The organism is Hydrogenophaga aromaticivorans (genome assembly GCF_013387465.1).
Classification (GTDB): Bacteria; Pseudomonadota; Gammaproteobacteria; order Burkholderiales; family Burkholderiaceae_C; genus Hydrogenophaga; species Hydrogenophaga aromaticivorans.
Window position 1 is genome coordinate 46762 of sequence record NZ_VYGV01000012.1, and the last position, 17717, is coordinate 64478.

Genomic DNA, 17717 nt, shown 5'->3' on the forward strand with positions numbered 1-17717 from the left:
AGAGAACACGCATGTCTGAAACCATTCTCAAAGTCGCCAACGTCTCCAAACGCTTCGGTGGCCTGCAGGCCCTGAGCGATGTCGGCATTGAAATCCAGCGCGGTCAGGTCTATGGCCTGATCGGTCCCAACGGTGCGGGCAAGACCACCTTTTTCAACGTGTTGACCGGGCTGTACACGCCCGACAGCGGCACCTTCGAACTGGCCGGCAAACCCTACACGCCCTCGGCCGTGCACGAGGTGGCCAAGGCCGGTATCGCGCGCACCTTCCAGAACATCCGCCTGTTTGCCGAAATGACGGCGCTGGAAAACGTGATGGTGGGCCGCCATGTGCGCACCCACTCCGGCCTGATCGGTGCGGTGTTCCGCACCCCCGGCTTCAAGCGCGAAGAGGCTGAGATCACGGCCCGCGCCCGGGAACTGCTCGACTACGTGGGCATCGGCAAGTTTGCCGACTACAAGTCACGCACCCTGAGCTACGGCGACCAGCGCCGCCTGGAGATCGCGCGCGCCCTGGCGACCGATCCCCAGCTGATCGCGCTGGACGAACCTGCCGCCGGCATGAACGCAACCGAAAAGGTGTTGCTGCGCGAACTGATCGACCGCATCCGCAAGGACAACCGCACCATCTTGCTGATCGAACACGACGTGAAGCTGGTGATGGGCCTGTGTGACCGCGTGACCGTGCTCGACTACGGCAAGCAGCTGTCGTCGGGAACCCCGGCGGATGTGCAGCGGGATCCGAAGGTGATTGAGGCCTACCTGGGCACGGGCGGCAGCTGAGGACACAAGAACATGGCAAACACACTACTCAAAATCAGCGGCCTGAAGGTCTCTTACGGCGGCATCAAGGCGGTCAAGGGTGTCGATCTGGAAGTGCGGGAAGGCGAGCTGATCTCGCTCATCGGCTCCAACGGCGCGGGCAAGACCACCACCATGAAGGCCGTCACCGGTTCGCTGGCCTTTGAAGGCGGCGACATCGAATACCTGGGCCAGAGCATCAAGGGCCGTGGCGCCTGGGACCTGGTCAAGCTGGGCCTGGCCATGGTGCCGGAAGGCCGCGGCGTGTTCACCCGCATGACCATCACCGAAAACCTGCAGATGGGCGCCTACATCCGCAAGGACAAGGCGGGCATCGCCAACGACATCGAGCGCATGTTCGGCATCTTCCCGCGCCTGAAAGAGCGCAAGGACCAGCTCGCCGGCACCATGAGCGGTGGCGAGCAGCAGATGCTGGCGATGGCACGCGCACTGATGAGCCAGCCCAAGGTGCTGCTGCTCGACGAGCCGTCCATGGGACTGTCGCCCATCATGGTGGACAAGATCTTCGAGGTGGTGCGCGATGTGTCGGCCCAGGGCGTCACCATCCTGCTGGTGGAGCAGAACGCCCAGCGCGCGCTGCAGATCGCCCACCGCGGCTATGTGATGGATTCGGGTGAAATCACCATGACGGGCTCCGGCCAGGATCTGCTGGTGGATCCGAAGGTCCGCGAAGCCTACTTGGGACACTGACCCCCGCCGCGCTGCGCGCGACCCCCTTGCAAGGGGGCAACGCGATGCGGCCCGGCGAAGCCGAGACCAAAGCGTTCTGGGTTGGGGGCACTTTGCTCGGGAACTTACAATGACGGGTTGCGCTTTTTGGGCGCAACCCGTTCTTCATTGCCCCACACCATGACCACCGAAAACGCCCACGCCACCCCCGCCACCGACGACAACCAGCTGATTGCGGAGCGGCGCGAGAAGCTCAAGGCCTTGCGCGAGGCGCAGCAGCGCGGCGAGGGCGTGGCGTTCCCGAACGACTTCAAGCCGGTGGACAAGGCCGAGGCGCTGTTTGCCACGCACAGCGAGGCAACCAAGGAAGCGCTCGAAGCCAACCCGGTGCGCGCCTGCGTATCGGGCCGCATGATGCTCAAGCGCGTGATGGGCAAGGCCAGCTTCGCCACCTTGCAGGACGCGTCGTTCGGCCCCTCGGGTGGCCGCATCCAGATCTACCTGAACACCGACAGCGTGGGGGAAGCGGCGCTCAACACCTTCAAGCACTGGGACCTGGGCGACATCATCGCGGCCGAAGGCGTGCTCATGCGAACCCGCACCGGCGAGCTCACCATCCACGCCGACAAGATCCGTCTGCTCACCAAGAGCCTGCGCCCGCTGCCCGACAAGTTTCACGGCATCCATGACCAGGAAATCAAGTACCGCCAGCGTTATGTGGACCTGATGACCGACGAGAGTGCGCGCAAGCGCTTCGTCACGCGCAGCCACGCGCTCTCCAGCATCCGCGATTTCATGGTGAGCCACGGTTTTCTGGAAGTGGAAACGCCGATGCTGCACCCCATTCCCGGCGGCGCCAACGCCAAGCCCTTCAAGACGCACCACAATGCGCTCGACCAGGAAATGTTCCTGCGCATCGCGCCCGAGCTGTACCTGAAGCGCCTGCTGGTCGGTGGTTTCGAGCGTGTGTTCGAGATCAACCGCAACTTCCGCAACGAAGGCATCAGCGTCCGCCACAACCCCGAGTTCACGATGATGGAGTTCTACGCGGCCTACTGGAACTACCAGGACCTGATGGACTTCAACGAGCAGCTGATCCGCCATGTCGTCAAGCAGGTGCACGGCGACACGCCGCTGAGCTACAACGGCAAGCCGGTGGACGTGTACTCGCCCTTCGAGCGCCTGACCATCCGCGAAGCGATCCTGAAATACACCGAAGCCGGCGAGGGCGTGGACAGCGCCGAGTGGTTGATTCCCGCGCTGAAGAAGCTGGGTCTGTCGGAACAGAAACACCAGCTCAGCGGCCGCAGCCTGGCGAGCCTGCAGGTGCTGTATTTCGAAGAGACGGTGGAAGAGAAGCTCTGGAACCCGACCTTCATCATGGAGCACCCGACGGAAATTTCGCCGCTGGCGCGCGCCAACGACGACCGCCCGGAAGTGACCGAACGCTTCGAGCTCTACATCACCGGTCGCGAGTTCGGCAACGCCTTCTCCGAGCTCAACGACGCCGAAGACCAGGCCGCGCGTTTCCACGCGCAGGTGTCGGCCAAGGACGGCGGCGACGAAGAGGCGATGTACTACGACGCCGACTTCATCCGCGCGCTCGAATACGGCATGCCGCCGGCCGGTGGCTGCGGCATCGGCATCGACCGCCTGATGATGCTGCTGACCGACAGCCCCAGCATCCGCGACGTGATCCTCTTCCCTGCGCTGCGCCGCGAGGCCTGACGCGGGCCCCGACATGCCGCCCATGAGCCGGGCGCTGCGCTGGGTCTGGCGGCTGTTTACGCTGGGTCTGGTGCTGGCGCTGGCCGTCAGCCTCTGGGACTACCAGGACCGTTGGCACACGCCGGGTTTCTGGTTGCGCAACCTGGTGATGCTCTGGCTCTACTGGGCGCCCCGGCTGGCCGGGCCTTTCCTGCTGATCGGCCTGGTGGGGGTCGCGGTGAGCGGGCGCGGCTTCCTGCGCTGGAAAGCCGGGGTGGCGGCCTTGCTGGTGATGGTGGGCCTGTGGTCCTCGCTGGTGGAACCCGGTCTTTCGCGGGTGCGGCAGACGACGATCACCGGCTTGCCCCCGGGCGCCCAGCCGGTGCGCCTGGCCGTCATCGCCGACATCCACTGGGGCCTGTTCTTCCGCGATCACCAGCTCGAACGCCTGGTGCGCCAGCTCAATGCGCTGGAGGTGGACGCGGTGCTGGTGGCCGGCGACTGGACCCATGAACCCCCCCTGGACTTGAAGACCGGTCTCGCACCGCTGGCCGGCATCCGTCATCCGGTGTTTGGCGTGCTCGGCAACCACGATGTCGAGGCGCCAGGGCCGGACCTGACCGAACCGCTGCGCGAGGCGCTGCAGACCCATGGTGTGCAACTGCTCGAAGGCCGGCGCGTGGCCTGGAAAGGCTGGGAGCTGGTGGGTCTGGACGACGGCTGGGGTGGCCGGCCCGAGGCACAGATTCGCGCGTTCTGGCCTGAGGCGTCCGGATCGGCCACCGCTCCGGGCAACCGCCTGGTGGTGACCCACCAGCCCGACACGGTGGCTCTGCTGCCACCGGGCGCGGCCCACCTCTCGGTGGCGGGACACACCCACGGCGGACAGATCTGGATTCCAGGGCTCACCCCCTGGGTGCTGCGCAACACGAACACGCGGCAACCCTGGTGGAACGGCCTCTACGACACCCCGGCGGGGCCGCTGCTGGTCACGCCTGGCATCGGGACGATCGGTTTGCCGGCACGTCTGGCTGTCATGCCGACCATCGAACTGGTTGAGCTCAAGCCCTGAAGGGAAACACCCCCCTGCGCCGCTGCGCGGCTTCCCCCCTCCCTGGCGCCTTCGGCTTGGAGGGGGGACGGCCCCTTGGGCCGGCCAAGCCGGACCTTCGGCGCCCCTGGGTGGCGCTGTTTCATGCGTCGCGGGTTGCGCTCCGGTGCAGTGGAGCAACTGATGCCGTTTTGCCTTCAAAGCGATAACGGCGTTGTTCAGCCTGGTTTTCACGCTGAATGCAAAACGGCATGAGCGGCCTCAGCAGTTCAACGTCTGGATGCTCTTGCGCGGGGTGTTCTTCAACTCGTCCAGTGTGATGCGCAGCCAGTCCAGGTGTGCCTGGGCGTTTTCCTGAAGACCCAGCGTCTCTTCGGGCAGCAGGGCCACCACCACCTTGCAGCGCAGCGTGGTGCCCACGGGCAGTTGCGAAGACGGGCGCAGGCCACCCGCCACGATGCTCGTGGCCGCGGCCACCGCCTGCGCCGACCGGACAGGTCCTTCCATCAACAGGGCAAAGCTGCGGTCATCCACGCGGGCGGCGGTGTCCACATCGCGTGCGACCGAGCGCAGCAGCGAACCGGTGAGCACCAGAGCGCGGTCGGCCACCTCGCGGCCGTGCTCCTGCACGAACCAGGCGTGGTTGTCCAGGTCGATCAGCAGCAGGGCGCTGTGGTGGCGGTAGCGCTGGGCCCGGATCAGGCTCTCGTGCAGGCGCAGCATGAAGTTGTGGCGGTTGGTCAGGCCGGTGAGCGGTTCCGTCAGGGCGAGCGCCTTGGCCCGCGCCTGCGCCTCGTGTTGCATGGACGAGCGTTGCAGCAGCGCGTACATCAGCAGCGGGGCCTCGATGGCGGCGGCGATCACCATGCCGTACTGGGACAGAAAGCCCGAGGACATCAGGCCGAAGTTGCGCAGCACCGGCAGCGCGCCGGCCAGCAGGACCGGCAGGATGCCCACTGCGATCCATCGCACCCAGCGGTCCCCGGTGCGCCAGGCGGCCCAGAGCATGGCATAGACCACAGCCATGGTCAGCGACCCTGCCACGTTGATGGCCTGAAAGCTCCACTGGTCGAGCACCCGTTGGTCCCAGACCACCAGCACCAGCAAGACGGCCGCCAGCGCCAGCGAGATGCGGTCCAGCCAGCGGCCGATGCGGCGTGGCTGCACGACATGGCGCACAAACAGCAGGCCCGCAACGGCCGCCAGCGGCAGCAGAACGAACTCGGCCGAACCGTTCAGCTGCGGTGCGTTGGGCCACAGAAATTGACCCCCCACCCCCAGAGACGCCGCCAGCGACAGCCCGAGCAAGGTGATGTAGATGGCGTAGGCCCCGAAGCTGGTGTCCCGGAACACCAGCCCGTTGACCACCGCGATGGCTGTCAGCAGCATGGCCATGCCGAAATACCCGCCGAGCAGGAACTGCTGCACCATGCGTTGCTCGCGCAAGCGGCTGTGGCTGTGCACGACCAGCTCACCCGAAAACGGGACCCGCGCGTGCTGGATCCGCACCCAGTAGGTCACCGGGCCGTCCACACGGGGTTCCAGCGCAAACACCGGATAGCGGTCGGGCGACGCCCAGTCCTTCACCGGCAGGCTGTCGCCCGCGTGCTGTTCCAGCCAGCCGCCGTCGGCGCGCTGGTGGTGCAGGCTGATGCGATCGGTGCCCGAACGGGCCAGTTCCAGCTCCCAGTGCGAACGGCTGTCTTGCGTCCAGGCGTCGAAGCGCACCCACAGCGCCGCATCGCCGGTCAGGCGCACGCGGTGCAGGCTGTCGCGCACCACAAAGGGCAGTTCAGCGTACCGCTGCGCGACCTCCTGCACGCTGGATTGGCCCGACGCATCCACCCACCAGGTGCTGCGCCCCGCCAGCGGCACGCTGGACTGCTCGCCGTCGAGCACCACCACCGGGGTGGCGGTGCTGCCGGGGGTGTGTGCTGCGAAGGCCCCGCCCGATGACGACAGCGCCAACCAGACCAGACAGGTCAGCAGAAAAAACCAGGCCCTTAGCGGCCTGGAAAGAGGGGCGCTGGCGGTGAGAGGTGCCTGGAGCGGGGTCGGCATGCCCGGATTGTGGCGTGCGGCTGGAAGCGCGCGTCGTGCAAAGTTGGCGCAGCCACCGCTTATCGACGCGGTTGCAGCCGTTTGACCACAGCGCCAGGCAGAAAAAAGCCCCGGACGGCATGGTGGCCTCCGGGGCTTTTTTTTTTGAGTGTGGGGCTGCTGGCTTCAGGCGAAAGCGGCCAGCGCCTTGCGCATCTTCTTCATGGCCGCGACCTCGATCTGGCGCACGCGCTCGGCGCTCACACCGTATTCGGCCGCCAGTTCGTGCAGCGTCATGCCGCCCGAGCCGTCGTCGTTCACCTTGAGCCAGCGCTCGGTCACGATGCGGCGCGAACGGTCGTCGAGCTCGCTCATGGCGGTGGCGATGCCTTCGGTGGCCAACACATCGCGTTGCGCCGACTCGATCATCGCCGTGGGTTCGTGCGTCGCGTCGGCCAGGAAAGCAATGGGACCGAAGCTGTCTTCGCCATCGTCGCCCGGACTCGGGTCCAGCACCACGTCGCCGCCGGAAAGCCGTGTTTCCATTTCGCGCACTTCTTCCGGCTTGACCTTCAGGTCGCGAGCGACCACGTCCACCTCGCCATCCGAAAACGCTTCGCGGTGTGTGTCGCCGTCCAGTGCTTCGGCGCGGAAGCCCTGCTTCATCGAGCGCAGGTTGAAAAACAGTTTGCGCTGGGCCTTGGTGGTCGCCACCTTGACCATGCGCCAGTTCTTCAGGATGTACTCGTGGATCTCGGCCTTGATCCAGTGCATGGCGTAGCTCACCAGGCGCACGCCCTGTTCGGGATCGAAGCGCTTGACCGCTTTCATCAGGCCGACGTTGCCCTCCTGGATCAGGTCGCCGTGCGGCAGGCCATAACCCAGGTACTGGCGGGCGATCGACACCACCAGCCGCAGGTGCGACATCACCAGCTGCCCGGCAGCGTCGATATCGTTGTGGTCGCGCAGGCGGCGCGCAGCGCCCTGTTCCTCTTCCAGCGTCAACAGCGGCATGCGGTTGACGGCCGAAATGTAGGCGTCCAGGTTGCCCAGCGCGGGCAGCGTCAGCGAACGGCTCGCCCACGGGCTGGCCACGGCCAGTGTGGCAGACGGCAGGGCGGTGGGTGCAAGCAGTGCAGTGGTCATATAGAAGAACCCTCCTCAGGTTGGTCTTTCTCAAATGTTAGCACTCCATATGAGTGAGTGCTAATTGAATAGTTCCATGGCCTCGATGCCAGGGGGCTATCGGGGGTCGAAGTGTCGAGTTTCAGTGAGTTTTGAACTTTTTTCACTGAGTTTTGAACTCTTCCAGAGGTAAATCTATATGTATATCAAGCACTTACGGTAATTTCTGGCAACTAGGCTAGTTGCGAGACCTCAAGGTGTCATCATATTCTTCGAAGTCTTCAAGACCACACGGAGATGGTTGTCACTTGTCTGGGACCACGGTGGTGAGCTGGCGCTGACTACCACTGCAGAGCTGGCCATATCAAAATCAACGACGGGTGTGCAGCGTAAGGAGCCTGTTGCCATCGTCAACCTACTCAAGGTCGGCGCCATCAAGCAGACGATCAGCTCGGCTGCCGGCGCGGGACCGAGCGGCAGCAATGTACCGAACAGCCGACCGCAGGCCGAGACCTTATGGGCTAGCTGCTTCAACGACTGCTTCCCTATCGGGCGAACTTGCAGTACCGACCCAACGACGCCACACAAGGTCGTGAAGACCGGTCATTCGCCAGCGCACGTGGCTGGTCAGGAAGACACGGCTGTCCGATCGACCTAGGCGTCAGCGAGTACCGCACCGGCGACGTTCGAGTGCGTGCCATCAAGGTCTGCGGAACCGTGCTTGGCGTCCGTTGACCTCAGGCCGGCGGAGCCACTGTCTCGGCCACACTATCGTGCTGAGTGCGTCGATCACAATGACCACCATCAACCACGTTCGCGCCGCACAACATGCCTCAATTCATTCGCAATGGACCCGACATACCCGAGCGCCTCTTACAGTTGCACGAGGACGGGCAAGTTGTGTTCTTCTGCGGCGCTGGGGTCTCATACCCAGCGCGCCTACCTGGATTTGGCGGGCTGGTGGCGAAGCTCTACTCGGCACTAAGTGTCGTACCGAGCGCAGTCCAACAGTCAGCGATCAAGGCCGGGCAGTTCGACACCGCCATTGGGTTGCTGGAAGCGGACATCGTGGGTGGCCGCGAGACGGTGCGCCGAGCACTGGCGAGCATCCTGACCCCAGACCTCAGCCCCCCCAATGCGATCGCGACCCACGAGGCCCTACTTACGCTGGGCAAGATCCGTGGGGGCCGCACGCGGCTCATCACCACCAACTTCGATCGCCTGTTTGAGGAAGTGATTGCAGGGAAGTCGCTGAGCATCGACCACTTTCAGGCGCCGCTGTTGCCAGTTCCGAAGAGTCGCTGGGACGGCTTGGTGTACCTGCACGGCCTACTCAGCGCCGCCCCTACAGCGGGAGAGCTGGATCGGCTGGTTGTCTCCAGCGGTGACTTTGGCCTCGCCTACCTCACCGAGCGCTGGGCTGCGCGCTTTGTCAGCGAGCTGTTTCGTAACTACACCGTGTGCTTCGTTGGGTACAGCATCAATGACCCGGTGCTGCGCTACATGATGGACGCGCTTGCCGCTGACCGTCTGCTCGGCGAGTCACCGCCGGAGATGTTTGCGTTTGGCAGCTACTCCAAGGGCAAGGAAGAACAGCGCGCCAACGAGTGGCGGGCCAAGAACGTCACGCCCATCCTTTACCGTGAACACAACCGTCATGCCTATCTGCACGGCACGTTGCGTTCCTGGGCCGAGACCTATCGCGACGGCGTACGCGGCAAGGAGCGCATCATCGTCGAGTGCGCCATCGCGCGCCCGCTGGCAAGTACCAGTCAGGACGATTTCATCGGCCGCCTGATGTGGGCACTAAGCGATCCGGGTGGCCTGCCAGCCAGGCGATTTGCAGAGTTGGACCCCGCGCCGTCGTTGGATTGGCTGGAACCTCTGAGTCAGGATCGCTACCGGCATGCGGATTTGGACCGCTTTGGCATCCAGTCCAAAGTAACCTTGGATGACAAGCTGACCTTCAGCCTCACCCGCAGGCCGTCACCTTATGGGCTGGCCCCATGGATGTCTGTCGTCGATCCAGGCGCGCGCAGCAGCCGGTGGGACGAAGTGATGCGGCAACTTGCGCGCTGGCTTATCAGGCATCTCAATGACCCCGCCCTGTTGTTGTGGCTGGTCAAACGCGGCAGTCAACTGCACGACGATCTAGCCTGGTCGATTGAGCACCGACTTGATGAGATAAACAAACTCGAACGCGACGGCAATACGGCGGAATTGGTGCGGATTCGCGACAACGCGCCCAACTCGATCCCCAGCGCCTTGATGCGTACGCTTTGGCGACTGCTGCTGACCGGTCGCGTGAAGTCGTGGCTGCGCGACTTCGACCTCTATCGCTGGCGCGATCGATTCGCTCGGGATGGACTGACCACATCGGTGCGGCTTGAGCTGCGCGAGACGCTGACTCCGCGTGTGTCGCTGCGCGAGCCTTTCCGTTGGGCAGCCGAGGAAGGAGAAAGGCGCGAGCCTGAACGGATCAAGGAACTGGTCGAGTGGGAGATCGTGCTCTCGACGGATCACGTTCACTCAAGCCTGCGCGATCTGCCCAAAGATGAACGCTGGACGGCCGCGCTGCCGGAGTTGCTGGCTGACTTCAGCGCTTTGTTGCGTGATGCGCTCGATTTGATGCGAGAGCTCGGCAGCGCCGAGGACAGGAGCGATCTGTCCTACGTGCATCAGCCCTCGATTGGCGAGCACCACCAAAACAAGGACTTCCACGACTGGACGGCGTTGATCGAACTGACCCGGGACGCCTGGCTCGCCACGGTGGCGTTGTCGCCGGCGCGTGCGGCGCTGGTAGCCGAGTCTTGGTGGCACGTGCCGTATCCGCTGTTTCGCCGCCTAGCCTTCTTCGCAGCCGCACATGACGGCGTGATTCCTTATCGCCGCGCACTCGACTGGCTGCTTGCGGATGCGGGCTGGTGGCTATGGTCGGTGGAAACCGAGCGGGAGACTATGCGCCTAGTGGTTGCTCTGGCGCCGCGACTCGATGCAGCGATGCTCAAGGAACTGGAGGGGGCTGTTCTCGCCGGGCCTCCTCGCGAGATGTTCAAAGACGACATCGATCCTGAGCGCTGGACCCAGATCGTGGACCGGGAAGTCTGGTTGCGACTGGCGAAGGTTGATGAGACGGATGCAGTCTTGGCCGCAGCCGGCAAGGAAAGGCTGGAAGCGCTTTCGGCCCGGTATCCCGAATGGACGCTGGCGGCGGATCAGCGAGACGAGTTTGCCGTCTGGATGGGGGATGGCGAAGAGTGGCGGAAGTTCGTCACTACTCCCCGTCGTCGCCGTGATCTCATTGAATGGCTGAAGCAGCAACCCAGCGCAGATCACTGGCATGAAGACGACTGGCGCCAGCGTTGTCGGGAAAACTTCGCTACTACCGCGTGCGCCTTGTGCTCCTTGGTGAAGGATGGACTCTGGCTCACTGATCGCTGGCGCGAGGCCCTTCAGGCATGGTCAGAAGAGAAGCTCATCAAGCGTTCCTGGCGCTACATGGCGCCGATCGTGACCACTGCGCCCGACGACGTGCTGCAAACGCTCGCCCACGGTGTCAGCTGGTGGCTACAAGCTGTCGCCATGACCTTCGAAGGCCACCGAGCGCACTTTTTTGCGCTCGCGCGCCGTGTCCTCGCTCTGAATGTTGAGAGCGGCGTCGATACCGACGAACCCGTCTTCCGCGCCATCAATCATCCCGTGGGCCACGTCACGGAGGCTCTCCTTCGCTGGTGGTATCGACACTCGCTGGAGGATGCGCAAGGACTACCCGAGGAAATCAAGCCCACGTTTACCGAGCTTTGCGATACGCGAGTCGACAAGTTCCGACATGGCCGCGTGTTGCTAGCGGCTCATGTCATCACGTTGTTCCGCGTAGACCGGGAGTGGGCGACACGGCATCTGTTGCCACTGTTCGATTGGCGCCGCTCCGAAGCAGAGGCGCGGGCCGCTTGGGAAGGCTTCCTGTGGTCGCCACGCCTGTATCGCCCATTGATGGAAGTGCTCAAGCCAGCCTTCCTCGACACCGCGAGCCACTATGCGGCGTTGGGGAAGCACGATGGGCAATACGCGTCGCTGCTCACCTTCGCTGCTCTCGACCGGGGTGACATCTTCACCATCTCCGAACTGGCGAGCGCGACTCGTGCACTTCCACCGGATGGTCTGCACGACGCAGCTCAAACGTTGGTGAGAGCGATGGATGGCGCAGGCGATCAGCGCGCCGACTACTGGTCAAACAGAGTTGCGCCGTATCTGCACGCCATCTGGCCGAAGAACCGAGACAACGTTTCACCCGCCATTGCCGAAAGCCTCGGCCGCCTGTGTGTCGCGTCGGAGGATGCGTTTCCGGATGCACTCGCGCTGCTTCGCGCTTGGCTACAGCCGATAGCACACCCTAACAACCTAGTGCATCGGCTTCACAAAGCGGGCCTTTGCGGCAAGTTTCCAGTTCAGGCGTTGGACTTCCTGAGTTTGGTGATTGGCGAACAGACCGAGTGGCCACCGGGGGATCTTGGCGCCTGTTTACAGTCGATCCAAACAGCAATTCCAGGACTGACAGCCGACCTGCGATTCGAACGGCTGGTGGTGTTTCAGCGCCAACGCGGGCGGGGGTGAGCGCGATTCCGGTTGGTCGCGAGCAGACCTTGGCGGCGAGAACGTCGAGCGTCCGGTAAGTCCGCCAGAACTGACGTTTGCGCTCTGCGGCGTGGTATTCCCTTGGTTCAGGCGGCACCAGATGGACGTCGGCTTATAGGCTTTGACCTGCCGCACAAGTTGGTGGTCCCAGGGGTCGTTCATGGCCGGACCCGCATGCCGAAGGTCAGCTTCTTGGTGCCGCAACAAACTCACACTGTCGGCCACCGAACAGCCGCTGGGATCTGGCTGCTCAAGGTCGGTTGAAGGCTGGGTGCAGCCGGTCAGGTTCTGCAGCCCTATGACAGCCGCCACCGGAACCTGCCATTCGTCATCCTGCGAGGCGGCCGACCGCTGTACCTGCGGCAGCGGCCACTCAACAGCGATGGGCTGCTCTAGGTGCCGAGCGACCCTTACCCGCCAATGCGACCGGATCTTCGAGGCCTTCCGGCCAGCAGCGGCCATTCAACAGCGACGTGCCGCTCAAGGTGCTAATCTGATCTGCGTCCCCCCGCCAGCCGGACGAGGCTGAAGTCAGTGAGGTCCGTCAACCATCAGGAGAATGACGGACATGAAGAAGAGCAGACTCACCGAAGAACAGATCATCGGCTTCCTCAAGCAAGCAGAGGCTGGCATGCCGATCAAGGAGTTGTGCCGCAACGGCGGCTTCAGTAATTCGACGTTTTACGGTTGGCGCGCCAAGCTCGGCGGCATGCAGGTCTCGGAGGCCCAGCACCTGCTGACCGAGGCCCATATGAACATGCATGCGCTCGTGGCGGTTTGTGGTGAACGCTGGGCGCCGCCATGCCGCGAAAATTCGCACATCAACGGCCTGTTGCGGAACGCCTGAAGTCTTGAACAACCCGCGAAATCGTTCAACACCCTGAATTTCATATGAAGACCATGAACGTCAACAAACGCAACAACGTCAACACCTTGGGAGACAGTGGGCCCACGATTTTATTTGCCCATGGGCTTGGCTGTAGCCAATCCATTTGGAGCCGCATCACACCCGCTTTCGCTGGCACACATCGCCAAGTCTTGTTTGACTATGTTGGAAGCGGCAAGTCGCAGCTATCGGCCTTTAGCGCCGTTCGTTACAGCAGCTTGGCCGGCTATGCGCAAGACGTTCTGGACGTGTGCGAAGCGCAAGGGCTGCAGAGCGGCGTCACATTCGTGGGCCACTCTGCCAGTTGCAACGTCGGACTGTTGGCTTCGATTGCACGCCCTAACTTGTTTGATCGCCTGATATTGGTGGGGCCCTCGCCCTGCTTTTTGAACTATCCGCCTGAGTATGCCGGAGGCTTCGAGCGTGCCGACATCCAAGGTCTGTTGTCGCTCATGGACCAGAATTACATCGGCTGGGCCAATTACCTATCGTCCGTGGTGGTGGGTGCCGCGCAGTGCGAAGCGTTGGCTGGTGAGCTTTCCGACAGTTTTTGCTCCACCAACCCGGTCGCGATGCGGGTATTTGCGCAAACCACCTTTTTTGCTGACAACCGGGCCGACCTGCCCCAGGTGTCTCGCCCTTGCCTCATACTTCAACACCAAGAAGACAGCCTGGTTCCCCTTGCGGTGGGTGAGTATCTGAACCAGCAACTGAAGGGCAGCACCTTGGAGGTCATGGACGTGGCGGGTCACGCCGCCCACATGAGTCACCCCGCGCTGGTGATCGATGCCATGCAGCGCTACATGGCCAAAGAGCATGCTTGATGTTGATTGGGTCAAAATTCGGTTGGCGCGGACACCCAGTTCAGCCTCAAGCAGTCCGACGGCCCAGCAAGGTGAAGGGCCGTTGGTGGCCGGGACCGGATTTCGCAAAGGGTGGCAGCAAGGTGACGTTGGCCAGCATGGCCACCATGCAGAAGGTCAGCTTCTTGTAGCCGACACGATCTCACACTACCGGCCATGAACGACCCCTGGGACCACCAACTTGGGCGGCAGGGCAGGTTGGTTGCTGCCAGTGATCCAACACGCCTGAATTTCGGCCACCGTGGTCAGCTGTCATTCGAGGATAGAAGCGTCGAATGACCGCAGCACCTCCGTAACCGGTCACTCCATACAACCCTGTCTGGTCTCGCTCCGAGAACGACTCGTCGCCCCCGAGGTGAAAGGTCGTGCCCGACTCGTTGCGGACCGACTCCGGGCCAAGTTGGGCGCCTAAAACACAACGATCGAAACTCCCACCGCGACCACGTCGCTGGAGAGGTAGCCGATATAGATCCAAAGCAAGTTCGCAACCAATATGCAGACCTTCAGGCGTGAGGCGCGAGGGTAACAACGCGGCATGCCTCTTACCTGCGATGCGTCACCCCACCGACCGGGCCCAGATGCCCTGGCTGGCAATCGGTGCGCCCGGCTGGCTGCGGGGTTCACCCGGTTCGCCCGTGTGGGCTTGCGAAGCGAGCTCCCGGTCCATGCCGCTGCGGATGATCCTGGCCAGTCCACCAACCTGATCTGCGCAGGCTTCGATCACATCGTCCAGCGAAATGATGCCGCTGAGGCGGTCCGTACTGTCGGTCACCAGAAGTCGGCGAACGCCGCTGCCCTGCATTGCGGTCACCGCTTGGTCAAGGCTGGCGCTTTCGGCGATCAGCGTGAGGTCCACGTGGGCCAGATCACCCACTTCAGCATCCAGCTCCAGCGGCGTGCGGGCCAGTGCGTCGATGACCAGGTCGCGATCGGTCACGATGCCGCACACCTGTTCGCCTTGGGCATTGGCGCAGGTGACGACCAGCATGCCCACGTGGTGATCGCGCATCATGCGCGCCGCCTCGATGAGCGTGCGCTGCGCGTCGATGGTGACGACATCGCGTCGGCAGATGTGGCTGACTTGCATGGAGTTCTCCTGAATGACCCGCTGACCGGAGTGATCGAACGGCTCATCCTGCTCCTTTCGAAGGGCCTGAAATTGCGTTCATTCTACAGTTGCCATTCGGACCGTCGCCGGACGCTGGGCACTTCGACTGCTTGGTACTAGTCAGCGTGAGTACACCCGCCGCCAGCGACTGGCTCCAAACGCTGCACACCCGTCCTCCAGTCGGAGAGGTCGGTTCAAGGCTGGTTGCAGTCGGTCATGCCCATCTTGCGAGTGTCGGCTGTCGTTGCAAGCCGCCGGTCAGGGTTCAGTGCCGCATCTTGTCCCTTTGGCTCCTGATAGAGTGTGCCTCACAGGAGGAAAAATGACCAAGTTCTATGACGCGAAGGTCGATCTCGTTCACCACAAGATCATCCCGGTTCAGATAGCTGCAGACTCCGAAGCCGAGGCCACCGCGCTCGCTACAAATGCAGCCACCGCCAAAGAGCCTCAGTTTTCGCCAACAGGCAAGGTGGATCTCAAGCTTATAGGTGAAAGTGATATCAAGGTGGGCTCCCGAGTGGTCCACCGGATTTTCGGGGCTGGCGTCGTGCAGCAAATGGTCGCAAGTGGTCCCAACGGCGGGTTCATCTTCACGATCAAATTTGACAAGGGTGAACCGAAGAATATCCACGGCCCAGGCGCAGTGCTGCGTCCGGAAGAACTCGCGGATCATGATCCGAGCAGTTACCCTAACTACAAGGCTGCGTTACGCTGGGAGCGGACTGGGGACACACTTGAGGTCGTTGGAACTGCGATAAACACAAGGGACCGCGTCGATCCGGCGCTGTTCGAGGTTCTCATGTGGTGCCGGGATAACGTCAAGGACGGTCACAAATCTACCGTAGAAGTGAAGTACGGAGCGTTTATCGACGACGAAGCGACTGGCATCCATCATGTGCCTCACATGACATACACAGCGAAACTCACGTTCAATTCAGAGGACTCGCTGATGCGCTTCTTCCTGATGTGGAAAGACTGAGTCGTCGACAACGGCCACAGCAAGATTCGCTAGTCGTCAGGCCCGGCCCAATCGTCTCCAGTCGATACCTTGAAAAGCCGTTTGAACATGTCGTGTTCCGCCAACACGAACTGTCCTAGCTCCTGCACATTCGCGAATGCTGAAAGAAACCCGCTTGATGCATGCGAGACAGCAATCAATATGTCGATGACCTGTTCGATAGTTGCCGCCCGGAACGCCTCGACAGACTCTTCCTTTCTGTGCACCGAGAAGAAGTAGCTCATTCCGTACACTGAGCCGTGAATGACTTCCGAAGACACAGCATAGATGCCACCATAAGCGCCCATCAACGCACCTCCCGACGCGCTGACGACTTTACCGATTTTGTTGATTCGGCTCACTGCATCCAAGGAAGTCCAAGATTCCTTGCCCTTCTCAGCGAAGTCAGGGAACAGCTTTGCAGCTTTGGCTTTCGGGTCCTGAACACCGAGCGCGATCATGAAGTCCCCGGTGCCGATGATGCGGTTGTGATGCTTCCATGCTGCGAAGTGCCTGTGCTCCAGAGCGCGCTGGGAAACCTCGACAGGTTGCGTGACGAAGAATGCGGCGTTGATGAAGCCTTCGACCACTGAGCGAGCTATCGGGTATAGGTCGCGGACGACAATGCCCTCGCCCTCAGAGAGCTTCATGATGGTGTTCATCGACTGCCCCGCTCCCATTGCGACCGCCGCTGTGGCTCGTACTTGATCATCCGCCAGTGCACATTTCAGCTCAGTGTCTGCGTACTTAATTGGCCCCTCGGACATAAGGTGCAGCGCTATACGAAGTAGTTCCTGCTGCCCAGCGATGATCGTGCGAAGCTCCGTCAGTTGTTCGACCTGCTTGTCCATGCTATCTCTCGTTCCGAGCTTCCCACGTAGACAGCACAAATTGCGTCAGCGCTCCTGAGAGGTTCACGGCCAGCTCCGCGTGTCGGGGCTGCGGCCTTGCAGCAACCTTCCCCTTGCCGTGTGCGTCGCTTAACCGGTTGCGCAGCGTGCCGAGGCCCTCCACTACCGCAGTACAGCCGCCGAGGATCATCTTGAACACATCCTCCGTGTGCTGTGACGGAGCGATGTTCAGTTTCTCCGCCGTTTTGCGATAAAGCTTTGGGAGGTCGTCCTTATCGTCGTAGGCGACCTCTTCCTCGTCCAGGATGTGCTTGCAGACCGATTCCAAGAGCGTGCGAGCGGAAGTGATTGCCCCTTCGGGATCAGCTGTGCGACGCTCCAAGGCTTTCGCCCAGGCGGCGTGGACGTGCTCTGCGTCGAACTTCTCAAGCACGCCAGTAACGTTCTTGTCAGCTGGAGCGCGACCGTCCCTCTCAAGAAAGTCCAGCAGACGCTGGAACGCTCCGTAAATGTGCTCCCGTCTTCCCTTGTACGTCTTAGATATCGGTTGGATGTATCCCCAGAACTGCAACTTTGTACGGCAGGTCTTCACGAAGATGGGCAAAAGCGGCTCTATTGTGGGGTCGCCGATCAAGGCCTGTCGAAGTCGAACATAGTCAGCCTCGCCCTCTTGCCCGCCTTGAGCGATTGCGACCATGAGGTTTTGCAATGACGCGGCCTCCGTATAGTGATCATCAAATCGGTGCTCCATTCCAGCATTCTCTGTGATTGATGCAGAAGCGCCCACGTGCCGAGCATCGAAAACATCCTCAAACTGGAAATCACGCAGGTAGATGAGATTCCGATCACTCTGCAGGGCGGACTGATTCGGAAGGAAAAATGGCTTCGTAGATCGTGCCAGCAGACATGAGGAGAGAACACACGATCGCTGACGAATGACCGCGATGTGGCCGGAAACGTGAGT

The 17717-nt window shown here is 62.3% G+C and carries 13 protein-coding genes; 8 read left to right on the forward strand and 5 right to left on the reverse strand.

Annotation, left to right across the window (positions count from 1 at the left end):
* Positions 1-11 precede the first annotated feature (11 nt).
* The 4 genes from F3K02_RS13640 (at position 12) to F3K02_RS13655 (ending at position 4269) form a co-directional block, all read left to right on the forward strand.
* Complete coding sequence (locus F3K02_RS13640; RefSeq protein WP_177136168.1) at positions 12-782, forward strand: ABC transporter ATP-binding protein; 771 nt, start codon at positions 12-14, stop codon at positions 780-782.
* Positions 783-794: 12 nt separating this feature from the next.
* A complete protein-coding gene (locus F3K02_RS13645) occupies positions 795-1511 on the forward strand; it encodes an ABC transporter ATP-binding protein (RefSeq protein ID WP_177136169.1) in 717 nt (238 codons plus the stop codon).
* A gap of 159 nt (positions 1512-1670) precedes the next feature.
* Positions 1671-3218 (forward strand): lysine--tRNA ligase, encoded by a 1548-nt coding sequence (gene lysS, locus F3K02_RS13650; RefSeq protein WP_177136170.1) that lies wholly within the window; start codon positions 1671-1673, stop codon positions 3216-3218.
* Between the two features lie 22 nt (positions 3219-3240).
* Positions 3241-4269, forward strand: a complete 1029-nt coding sequence (locus tag F3K02_RS13655) for a metallophosphoesterase (protein WP_177136171.1) — start codon at positions 3241-3243, stop codon at positions 4267-4269.
* A gap of 240 nt (positions 4270-4509) precedes the next feature.
* Here the strand turns inward: F3K02_RS13655 and F3K02_RS13660 are convergent, their stop codons facing one another.
* A complete protein-coding gene (locus F3K02_RS13660) occupies positions 4510-6309 on the reverse strand; it encodes a sensor domain-containing diguanylate cyclase (RefSeq protein ID WP_177136172.1) in 1800 nt (599 codons plus the stop codon).
* Positions 6310-6474: 165 nt separating this feature from the next.
* Positions 6475-7434: an RNA polymerase sigma factor RpoH gene (gene rpoH, locus F3K02_RS13665; protein WP_177136173.1), complete on the reverse strand. Its 960-nt coding sequence runs from the start codon at positions 7432-7434 to the stop codon at positions 6475-6477.
* A gap of 807 nt (positions 7435-8241) precedes the next feature.
* On the opposite strand from rpoH, the gene dsr1 reads away from it, so the two are divergent.
* The 3 genes from dsr1 (at position 8242) to F3K02_RS13680 (ending at position 13758) form a co-directional block, all read left to right on the forward strand.
* Positions 8242-12027, forward strand: coding sequence for an anti-phage defense-associated sirtuin Dsr1 (gene dsr1, locus F3K02_RS13670; RefSeq protein WP_177136174.1), 3786 nt, complete (start codon positions 8242-8244; stop codon positions 12025-12027).
* Positions 12028-12616: 589 nt separating this feature from the next.
* Entirely contained in the window at positions 12617-12895 is a 279-nt protein-coding gene (locus F3K02_RS27510) for a transposase (protein ID WP_177136175.1), read from the forward strand.
* 44 nt (positions 12896-12939) lie between these two features.
* Positions 12940-13758: an alpha/beta fold hydrolase gene (locus F3K02_RS13680; protein ID WP_246309468.1), complete on the forward strand. Its 819-nt coding sequence runs from the start codon at positions 12940-12942 to the stop codon at positions 13756-13758.
* 595 nt (positions 13759-14353) lie between these two features.
* Here the strand turns inward: F3K02_RS13680 and F3K02_RS13685 are convergent.
* A complete protein-coding gene (locus tag F3K02_RS13685; protein ID WP_177136176.1) occupies positions 14354-14884 on the reverse strand; it encodes a CBS domain-containing protein in 531 nt (176 codons plus the stop codon).
* A gap of 343 nt (positions 14885-15227) precedes the next feature.
* Between F3K02_RS13685 and F3K02_RS13690 the strand changes: the two genes are divergently transcribed.
* On the forward strand, positions 15228-15884 hold the full coding sequence (locus tag F3K02_RS13690; RefSeq protein WP_177136177.1) for a hypothetical protein: 657 nt from the start codon (positions 15228-15230) through the stop codon (positions 15882-15884).
* A gap of 29 nt (positions 15885-15913) precedes the next feature.
* Here F3K02_RS13690 and F3K02_RS13695 read toward each other — a convergent pair whose 3' ends face one another.
* Complete coding sequence (locus F3K02_RS13695) at positions 15914-16753, reverse strand: DUF5677 domain-containing protein (RefSeq protein WP_177136178.1); 840 nt, start codon at positions 16751-16753, stop codon at positions 15914-15916.
* Between the two features lies 1 nt (position 16754).
* Complete coding sequence (locus tag F3K02_RS13700) at positions 16755-17450, reverse strand: abortive infection family protein (protein WP_218179462.1); 696 nt, start codon at positions 17448-17450, stop codon at positions 16755-16757.
* Between the last annotated feature and the right edge of the window lie 267 nt (positions 17451-17717).